The sequence below is a fragment of the candidate division TA06 bacterium genome (assembly GCA_004376575.1).
GTDB lineage: Bacteria > Hydrothermota > DG-26 > E44-bin18 > E44-bin18 > E44-bin18.
Map to the genome: position 1 here is coordinate 1 of SOJN01000028.1, position 9853 is coordinate 9853.

The window sequence follows — 9853 nt, forward strand, 5'->3', positions numbered from 1 at the left end:
TCCTTTTTGAGCCTTTTCGCCAAACCGCGGCTCTTTTTCATCTCATCTCTCCTTTTCTATTTTTATCTTCATTTTTATCTTTATCCTTTTCTTTTCTCCCCCCTCTATAAGAAAAATATATCATGAAATGCAGGATTTCGCAATAGTATAATATTTGTTTATGGATTTATTGGGCCAAGTCTCGTATTTGGCAAATCTGTGCGATGAGGTGCCATCTTGTCACCTCAAGTTAGAGTTCAGGGAATTTTCCCATTTTCGTGTGCTTCGGCAGTGTGGAGGCCGATTTTCTATTTTCGGGTGTACAGGGGAGGGTGATAATTCAATACTACGACGAACGTGTAGGGGCGTATTGCGATACGCCCCCACCGTTGTTCCAAGAAACTACTGCTACTGCACAACAATCATTTTGCTCGCCGCCTCAAACCTCTCCGCTTCTAGCCGAACAAAATACGCTCCACTAACAACCTTTTTTCCATCTTCAGCTCGCCCATCCCAACTGACAGAGTAGAGACCAGGCTCCTTGTCCTCGTCCACAAGCGTTGCCACTACTCGCCCGCTTGGGTCATAGATTCTGAGCTTGGCTTTCATGGCAGCAGGCAGACTAAATGAAATAGTCGTCTCACGAGAGAAGGGATTCGGACTGTTCTGAGAAAGTGCAAATACCTTCGGTATGCCGGGCTCTACACCGGCCGTCTGCTTGCCACCCTTGCCTTTCTTGATAATCACAACACAATCTAACCCCTCAATCTCAGTCCCATCGTTCAAAGCCCCTGTCAGAGTCAATTCTATCTCCTGACCATCCTCGACCTCGCCCAGCGCCTTCACAATGTCCTCTGTCTTGAATTTCAGCGTCAGATCGTCGTAGCCGTCCGACCCTTCATCCGTGCAGTCGCATGGATTCTGTTTGTTCTCCACCGGTGTGGCCACATGCTCTATACCGCTTTGCTTAGGGGCAACGCCTATTAACTCGACGGTTGACACATCGACCTGAGTCACATCAAATTCTTCTGTTCCAAGGATCGCTACAGGAAGCAAACCCTTGCTTTTCACGTTCAGAGGATTAGGGCACGACCCTGGCTTGATGTCAAGATGGACATCGATTTCAGGCGCCTCCGGCCTGGAACCTCGGTAAATCGAGAGCTGGGCGCTTGCGAGGCATAAGATCTCATAGTTTCCGTCATTCTCAACATCGCCTCCGAAGATCTGTCCCATTGAACGTTTCGTGTCTAGAGGCTTGAGTAAGATCTGCTCATAGGTCCCTGACTGAAATTCATATACGTATATCGTATCCATACTCACGAAAGCGAACTGATTTTCCGGTGTGTTTAGGATTTTGCCGATCAGGGGAGAATACGCACCATAATTCCCTGGAACAGTACCTGTAGAAGTTGACCAAGATAGAGTCCAGTTAGCTCCGCCTGAATGCTCAAAGATGAAGGCATCATCAGAATTGCCTTCCTTGTTGGACATCTCGCAGACCAGAATCTCATTTTCGCCATCATTGTCCGTATCACCCACATCTAGCGTGTAGGCAGGGCCATAAGGACTTCCAGACCAGAATGAATACTGCCATATCCGCTGATAGGAACCGCTCAGATACTTGTAGATTCGCACTGAATAAGGCGGCCAGATACCCAATCCAACGACGATTTCATTTTGACCGTCATTATCTGCATCGGCAATCTTCAGCCCATAGCAGTCCTCACCAACATATTCTATTGCACTTTTTGTCCACACATTCGCACCTTGGTAATCATAGACATACAATCTTCGATCGTAATACGCGTTGCCTATGACAAACTCCTTCTCAGGATCATCATCTGTGTTTCCTATAGCAAGTCGACGGAACCCTTCACTAAGCCCTTGGCTCCAAAGCAGCCCATAGTTGTTTCCACCCGTGTGCTTATATATCCTGATCTTGCCATTGGGATTTACATCATGAGGTGAGGTATTCATCACAATAACTTCGTTCTCTCCATCATTATTGACATCACCCATATCTACCGCGACTTCAGTGGCCTCTGCAAAAGGTATATCAGCCCTCCACAAGGCGTCAAGTGAACCGTAGGCAGGACCAAATATCATTGCTTGAGGGTTTTTGGTCTGATAGGCAAAGCCATACAAGAGCTCATTCTGTGCATCATTGTCAGCATCGCCGACTTTCAGCGCGTTCGCCCAACTCCGGCCACTGACCGTTTGGAGGAATTCCAAGCTCTGCCCAGAACCCCGGTAAATGGAGAGCTGGCCAGCTGCTAGACGCAGGACTTCATAGTTTCCGTCATTGTCGGCGTCTCCTCCGAAAATCTGCCCTTTTATCAGTTTGGTATCTAAGGGCTTAACTAGAACCTCCTCATAAGTTCCTGACTGAAATTCGTACACATGCATGGTATCCATGCTCACGAAGGCGAACTGATTTAACCCATTATTAAGAATCTTGCCGATCAGAGGTGAGTACGCACCGTGAGTATTCGGGTATGGGCCTGCAGAGGCAGACCAAGAGAGAGCCCAGTTGGTTCCACCCGCGTGGTCAAAGATGAAGACGTCATCATCATTACATTCCTTATGTGTCGATTGCTCGCAGACCAGGATCTCATTTTCGCCATCATTGTCCGTATCACCCACATCTAACCAGAGCTCATCACCATAAGGACTCCCGGACCAGAATGTATATTGCCATATCCGCTGATAGGAACCGCTCATGTACTTATAGATCCGCACAGAATAAGGCGGCCAGACACCCAACCCGACAATGATCTCATTTTGACCGTCAGCATCTACATCTGCAATTTTCACTCCGAAGCAATCCTCACCTACAAATTCTATGGCGCTTTTACTCCAAGTGTTGCCGCCCTGATAGTTATAGATGTACAGTCTTCGGTCGTAATAGGCGTTGCCTACAACAAACTCTTTCTCAGGGTCGTCATCTGTGTTCCCAATAGCAAGTCGACGGAATCCTTCACTAAGCCCCTGGCTCCAGAGCAGCCCGTAATTGTTTCCACCCGTGTGTTCATATATCCTGATCTTGCCATTGGAGTTAATGTCGTGGGGGGAAGCGTTCATCACTATAACTTCATTCTCTCCGTCGTTATTGACGTCACCTATATCTACAGTCACATGGGGAGCCTCGTCAAAAGACATATCTGCTCGCCACAAGATATCATACGGACTGTAACCAGAACCTAGTATCACTGCCTGAGGGTTTCTACTCCCATACCCAAAACCAAACAAGACTTCATTTTTATCGTCATTATTGGCATCAGCGACCTTAACCCAGCCCTCCCTGCAGACCGTTCTTATGAATTCCAGGTCCTGCCCACAAGCAAAGGTAGGGAATATGATCAGTACTGCCAAGATACCTTCTATGATTCCATATGCTGCTCGTCTTCTCATGGTTTTCCTCCTTTTGAACACTTGAGTGTGCTGTAGACCAGTGCATGTTCCACCAGTCTTTGGCTCGGTGCCGACCCAAAACTAATCACCTCAGTACGACCATCTTCCGTGTTAGCGATTGTCCGTTGAAATTCAGCCTATAGAAGTAAACCCCACTCGGAACCTTTTGGCCTTTCGCGTCCAGACCATTCCATTCGCATTCGTGGTAACCAGCAGCGACCTTCGTGTCCAACAGGTTCGCAACCAGCCTTCCGCTGATATCAAACACATCCAACCTTAATTCTCCGCCATTTGAAACCGCGAACACGATCCTTGTTGAAACCGAGAAAGGATTAGGAAGGTTCTGCCTCAGTTCGGGTTTCCACATGCCGGGTCTGGTCGACTCCTCTGCGATTCCAGTGGGAACGCGACAGGGGTCGGGTGGCCAGCGCCGAGGAACCCGGAAATCAGGAATACCGTCGCCACAGATGAAAAGTTTCTTGCCACCAATTATCAAAAAGTCACCAGCATATCCATCGCCGTCTGTATCAGTTCCAGGGTTATCGCAAACAGCGTGTGCCCAGCTCGCGTTTGTGGCCAGATCGTCAAAATTCCACTCACACCATGTGCCTTCGCTATGAAAATGCTCTCCGCCTATGAACGCGAGTGCTATCTCGAGAGTGTCTCCAGCAGGGAGGTCGTGAGGGCCGAAGGACAGCAGATATCGTGTATCGTTTATGCTGTCGATTCCTGCAGGATAAACAAGAGAATCGCAGACCTGGTCAGGATCAAAGTAGCCATTCTTCATAATTCTATACTTCGCTCCATCCCCCATAGGGGTTCCATCTGGATCGTCTGGATCCTCAGTGTGGTACGGACCCCAGTCAAGACTATCGTCCGAATCTGAGAACCACCAGTTGTAGGATACTTCCTGTCCGGCCGGGCACACGACTCTCACACCGGTGACAGCATCTGCGGTTCCCATCCCCGTGCAGGGGGGATCAGGATGGACTCCGTCGTCGTCCGCGAGCCACGCGACTGTTGTGTAATCGCAAGGAGATTGATACATGGGTGTGCCCACGACATCCGTCGAATCATAGCTTTGGGTCTGCTCATTCCAATGGTAAAGGGTGGTTCCAGGAGTCCACAGAGTGTCAGATTCATCTCCCCATGCTCTAAACCCGGTTATGTCATCCTGCGCAGCCTGCACCCTGCACGCAATGTTGGAGGTGACGGGAGTAACATCACCATCTATGTACAGGCCAACATAAATGTCTCTCACGGTGTGTAGGTCCCCTCGGATGTTCTCAATTAAAAGCCTCATAAGTATCGAGTCCTTGATGTGATCGTGCTTCCAGCAGTACGTCTGCTGAGTGATCTTTATCCCCATAGGCCTGTGGTCAGGAGGGACAATCAATGTGTCAGTGATTGTGTCGGTGTAGGTAGCTACTAGGTCCTGCTCAGAGACCGCATCCCGGCGATAGTAGGGGGAGAGCGTATCACAAGACCTTTCTACGATCGTGTCTCCGAGGGCAGAGCCGGGAAACAGTTCATGCTCCAGGAGCCAACCATCAGCACCCACAGAGACGAGCGTCTCACCATCAACGATACCACCAATCCACAATGCACCCTGAAACAGATAGTCTTGGCTTGAATCTGCGGGAAATTCGCACGACCACTCATATTCGTTATATTGTGCCTCATTGCCGAAGAAACCCCAGTTGCTGACAACCAATTTCATATTGCCCAATGTGTGGGACTTGATTTGGGTGTTGGGAGCCGGCATAAGCGGCGGATTGCTGAGTTCATCGGGGGCAGCACATACCTGACAGTAAAGAAGAACACAAAACATCAACGCAATGCAAGCGATGAATGTCCGCATTACAGACACCCCCTCAGACCTGTTGATTGGCTTACAAGCGAAATAAGACAACCCGAACATACACCCGACCTCTTAAGACTTCTTCAACAATCCTAGCCCACCTCAGCCCACATTTCAACACCAATCTCCACCTTCCTCAACAGGACACCCCGAGCCAGTTCTGGAGCCAACCATCGCCCCTCCAACACTCCAACAATAGAGAGAAAACCTGTCATTGCGAGAGTTGCCAGCGGCAACTCGAAGCAATCTCCGGAAAGGTCCTTCATTTGCTGGTTTTCCGGGGTGGTGATCGTTAGATGTCGATTTTCGGTTTTCGTCTTTTGGCGCCAACCCGCCGAAGTCACGTAGGACGTAGGCGGGTCGATTTTCGAGTGGGTAGACAAGGTCTTCAATTTCGCAATTTGGAAAGGGCAGGGGGGAGGGGAAAACCCGCCGTAGCCACCTGGGCGTAGGCGGGTCGATCTTCGATTTTCTATTTTCGAGGAGTAGGGGAGTGCGGAATTTCGCATTTTCGGGTTTGGTCGGTTCCGATTTTCGATCTTCGAATTTCGATTTTCGGGGAGGTTCAGCAGGTGGGGGAGAAGGACCGATTTTCGTTTTTCGTTTTTCGAATTTCGGATGTTTTGGTGCTTGTGTTCTCCGGCTCATTCTGCTACGATTACATCAGTACAGGACAGGCAAAGGCCAAAGGCAAAGCCAGGGGGCCAGTCCGAAATACGCTGACTTCTCATTTATGTAGTTAAACTAGAGACAGGACGAATGAGGCCGGCGCGGAGGTGAAGGGCTCTGCCTTCAAAATGCGACGACCCAGGTTTCTGTCAGAAAGTCATGTCGAAGATCCTTCGAGGATTCGGAGGGCACAGTCCCTAGGTCTTTTTGAAAAGTGGCGCAACCATGACTTTCTTACCATCGATGTTAAAGAAGTAAACAGAGTCAAGTCTGTTCTTCAGCTTCTTCAGCTCGTGGCGATAGTTGTTGTACCAGAACCTACGAGGACTCTCACGAATCTTCTGTCTCACTCTCCCACGATTTCTGCTTGCGCTGGATGGGTAGACTCTTGTCTTCCACTTAGCTTTCGGAGCGTCAGGGAGTGTTGTGATTACGATGTAGGGTATCGGCCTGCCGAGCTTGAGATAGGGCAGAACATCTTTTCGGGGGATGCGGGCATCACTCGAATTGGGGCTCTCATAGTCAATGAAGAGGATAGGCGTATCGTCAGTGCCTATGACCTGAATATCAGGCTGAAACCTGACTCGCCCTATGTTCATACGTATGTCAATGTCCACAGCTTTCACACTGTCGAACCCCAGCAAAACCTTCACAATGCAACCGAGAGTCCTGGGGTGCGTGAGATTTTTCCCGGCTCTGGTGTATTCGAACGAATCGTAGAAACCAGACGGCAAGGTCTGTATCTCTTTCTCGAGACCCTTCCTAGAATCCCTCACCAACTTTGGTAGCCGCATTTTCTCTCCTTTCCCTCACACCCCCACTGACGAGTGCATTCCGTTCCCACCAATCCTTCATGGACAAGTTCAGCCAAACAACTCTTGGGCATCAGCATCGCTGAATTTCTAACCCCATAACGCACAACACTAGCTTTATTTGTCACTCTGCAGCCAGTAATCTGGTTCTTGTTCAGCACACTTCATTCTTCGAACTCAAATCTTCGCAGGTCGCTTCAGAATCCGCCATCTTCCGTGTTCAAGACTACGCACCTTTCCCTGTTTCTTTTGCATCTGTAACGCGCTCGCTACGGCATGGGGTAAGCCTTGCTTGTCATTGGATTCCACCTTGTTCTTGTGTGCCAGCTCGACAAGCTTACTATACGAGTATTCTCCGGGCGGCAGCCCCGTCAGGAAACTTGAAACCCCTTTCGACGACCGGACCCGTCTCTTGGGCAGCCCCCTTGTCTTCTTTTCTTTCCTTCGCTCCTTGAAGACATACGGCTTTCCTTTCTCCGGCACAATCCAAATGCGGAATTTGTTTGTCTCCTTGAAGCTTGCAGGTATCTTTGCAGCCAACCTCTGGTAGGCTCGGTCAGGTGGCAAAGCAAGCACATAGGCCATGTTCTTGTACCCTACCATTCTCTCCGTGATAGATGACATACCTCTGTCGAAATTAGTTTTCTTAGTCGTATCGTTCACCGTTTCTCCCCCTGCCTTGACCTCCGCTACGATGAAGTTACGGTCTTTTCTCAAACACGCATCGGCCCGCTTCCACTCCTTCCTTCGGTCGTTTTTGGGTACCAGTCGCCATCCGTCGCTCACGAGGTGGTCGACAAATCTCTGTGTGATGCGTCTTTCTCTGTCGCCTGTTTTGCCCATAACAATACCCTCCTAATCCTAAGTTTCATCTGGCTAACCTGCATTTCAGTCTTTTCAGGCTTCGCGAAGAACATTCCTCCTTGGGGAGTGCGATGCTAGCCCCGTCCGCCATATCTAGGGGCGTGCCGTCCCACACCTCATGGGGCTCTGCGCTTGCCAAAGCAATGAGGAGCGGTTCCGATAGTCTACATGGACTCAGCTAGCGAACCAAAAGGAAGACAGCGCACTTGGTGGCTGGAAAAGTATCAAGTAAAGCATACGCCCGCTGACGGACATAGGGTCCGCTTTGCGGGAGAAACCCGGTCAGTTTCGGCAAGGACTTACAGCCGCACTTCGGTCGAGGTTCCCAGGCCCCGCCGTTAGACCATTGTTGAGGTGACTCCCCGCACACCCTATTGACACGCTCCTCACTGTTCCTACAGGGTCAGACTGAACCTAATGAATCCAACTGCTTCATTAGACCTTCCTTCACATCGGTCGCAACTAGCGACAGGCCCTTTGACAAGAGAAAAGAAACTGTCTCATCAAAGTCACTTCTAAGCTTCGCCTGCTCAGCTAGCTTGATCTTGTCAAGCAACTCCGCAGGTATCCTCGCTCTGAGCTCGAGAAAGAAAGACGTCTTGTTCTTCAGACGCGTTGAATGGTCGGCACTCCATTCAGGCAGCCCAACCAACCTTCCTCGAGGTCCTTGAATGAAGACCAGTCTGGGGGTATTGTAGGCTTCCTTGCGTATGTTCTTGTCAATTGTTGCCGTCAGTGATTGTACCGGGTCTTGCGCCGCACTCGTAACCATACCGCGATCGAGTGCGATTTCAGCTATCCTTCTTGAAGTCAACGGTTCTCCCACGTCACGCAGTATCTCACTAGCGGCTTCTTGAATAGTCATGATGACCTCCTTTCTGTCTTTCTTGTTTGTTTCCTACAAACAATATAAACAGAAAGCAAGACATTGTCAAGGGGAAAATTCAAAAATCTGGTTTCAATCATGAATAGGCGGTTGCAGCGCATAGTTGGACGGCCTCCGGGAAATATCGCCCATGCTACCCTCCTTCGCTCACCTTGGCTCTGTAGGGCAGGCGGAGGACAGGCTTCGAATCCCCTCAGAATTTCTAGTCTGAACAAAGGTTAGCCACCAGTCCAGCACCCCTAACAACCGAAGCTACGGAATTGTCCAGCCCGTGCTGGCACAAACCCATCAGCTCACATGTTCAGATGCTCATGGGTTCGTCTGTTCACCTGAGCAGGTGTGCATCTGCGCACGTACGCACGCATTGGTCCATCTCACCTTTCCGGACAGCATTCGGGACGGTGCTGGATTTTTTGACATCTTCTGGAATTGCTTCCCTTCAAAAACCGCAAAACTGCCCGCCTGGCGCCGGGCCTGGTTTTCTTGTTTTCAGGCACAGGTTGCACTTGATCCCCATCTCCGAAGCTGATAGAATGGCTGCAGAATCTGAACCTTGTGCATATTGGCAAAGAGCGCGTTCGATAGGGGCATCATCAGATGACGGTGACAAGTCGCCCTTGCATGCCCGGAGCAAACGAGCCAGTTCCTTTCCAGGCAATCCTCCGTGGTTCACCCAGACATACGGGGTTGATTCAAACTCATGGGTAGACCGGGTAAACACATAGAGACAGTGCAATCGACCCTGCTTCATCCGACCGAGAAACAGCGAAAGAGCAGTCTTTCACCAGGGCCTTTCGTCAAATGGGCCGGGGGAAAGGGCCAACTGCTGAGGCAGTATGAGTCCCTTTTCCCAAGCACATTCAAGAGCTATATTGAGCCCTTTGTGGGAGGAGGTGCTGTCTTTTTCCATCTGTTCAGGGCAGACAAGCTGAAGAAGAAGAACGTCACTCTGATTGATTCTAACGAGGAACTCGTCAACTGCTACACTGCTGTTAAGGACGATCCCGAGAAACTGATAAGGATGCTATGCGACTCCAAATACAAGAATGAAGAGAAGGCATACTATGAAATCAGGGGGGAGAGACCGCGAGAGCGGTTCAGAAGGGCTGCCAGGACTATCTACCTCAACAAGACGTGTTTCAACGGGCTATATCGAGTCAATCGCAAAGGACAATTCAATGTTCCCTTTGGCGCATACAAGAATCCTTTGATCTGTGACTCTGCCAATCTGAAGGCTGTAAGCGCAGCTCTGCAGAATGTTGAAATCGTGTGTGGTGATTTCGGAAATTGTTTGGAGTTCGCGAAAAAAGGGGACTTCATTTACTTCGACCCACCATATCAACCTTTGAGCAAGACCTCGAGCTTCACCAG

General features: G+C 49.8%; 6 protein-coding genes. 1 reads left to right on the forward strand and 5 read right to left on the reverse strand.

All coding sequences use genetic code 11. The features are described 5' to 3' along the window. Window positions 1-387 precede the first annotated feature (387 nt). From E3J62_02065 to E3J62_02085, 5 genes are all read right to left on the reverse strand, one after another. Window positions 388-3390 (reverse strand): T9SS type A sorting domain-containing protein, encoded by a 3003-nt coding sequence (locus tag E3J62_02065; protein TET47228.1) that lies wholly within the window; start codon window positions 3388-3390, stop codon window positions 388-390. Window positions 3391-3475: 85 nt separating this feature from the next. Continuing rightward, window positions 3476-5311 (reverse strand): T9SS type A sorting domain-containing protein, encoded by a 1836-nt coding sequence (locus tag E3J62_02070; GenBank protein TET47229.1) that lies wholly within the window; start codon window positions 5309-5311, stop codon window positions 3476-3478. Between the two features lie 806 nt (window positions 5312-6117). Next, the gene (locus E3J62_02075) at window positions 6118-6714 is read right to left on the reverse strand and encodes a hypothetical protein (protein TET47230.1); all 597 of its coding nucleotides are present in this window, start codon (window positions 6712-6714) and stop codon (window positions 6118-6120) included. Between the two features lie 195 nt (window positions 6715-6909). Next, the gene (locus E3J62_02080) at window positions 6910-7575 is read right to left on the reverse strand and encodes a hypothetical protein (GenBank protein ID TET47231.1); all 666 of its coding nucleotides are present in this window, start codon (window positions 7573-7575) and stop codon (window positions 6910-6912) included. 424 nt (window positions 7576-7999) lie between these two features. Beyond that, window positions 8000-8461 carry a hypothetical protein gene (locus E3J62_02085; GenBank protein TET47232.1) on the reverse strand — a complete coding sequence of 154 codons (462 nt, stop codon included), beginning with the start codon at window positions 8459-8461 and terminating at the stop codon, window positions 8000-8002. Window positions 8462-9182: 721 nt separating this feature from the next. Here E3J62_02085 and E3J62_02090 point away from each other — a divergent pair. Then, window positions 9183-9853 (forward strand): Dam family site-specific DNA-(adenine-N6)-methyltransferase (locus E3J62_02090; GenBank protein ID TET47233.1); only part of this gene is annotated, 671 nt, incomplete at its 3' end.

Bases quoted from the DNA above. Each gene is read 5' to 3' on its own strand.
- E3J62_02065 (TET47228.1), bottom strand. From the start codon at position 3,390: ATGAGAAGACGAGCAGCATATGGAATCATAGAAGGTATCTTGGCAGTA.
- E3J62_02070 (TET47229.1), bottom strand. From the start codon at position 5,311: ATGTTCGGGTTGTCTTATTTCGCTTGTAAGCCAATCAACAGGTCTGAG.
- E3J62_02075 (TET47230.1), bottom strand. From the start codon at position 6,714: ATGCGGCTACCAAAGTTGGTGAGGGATTCTAGGAAGGGTCTCGAGAAA.
- E3J62_02080 (TET47231.1), bottom strand. From the start codon at position 7,575: ATGGGCAAAACAGGCGACAGAGAAAGACGCATCACACAGAGATTTGTC.
- E3J62_02085 (TET47232.1), bottom strand. From the start codon at position 8,461: ATGACTATTCAAGAAGCCGCTAGTGAGATACTGCGTGACGTGGGAGAA.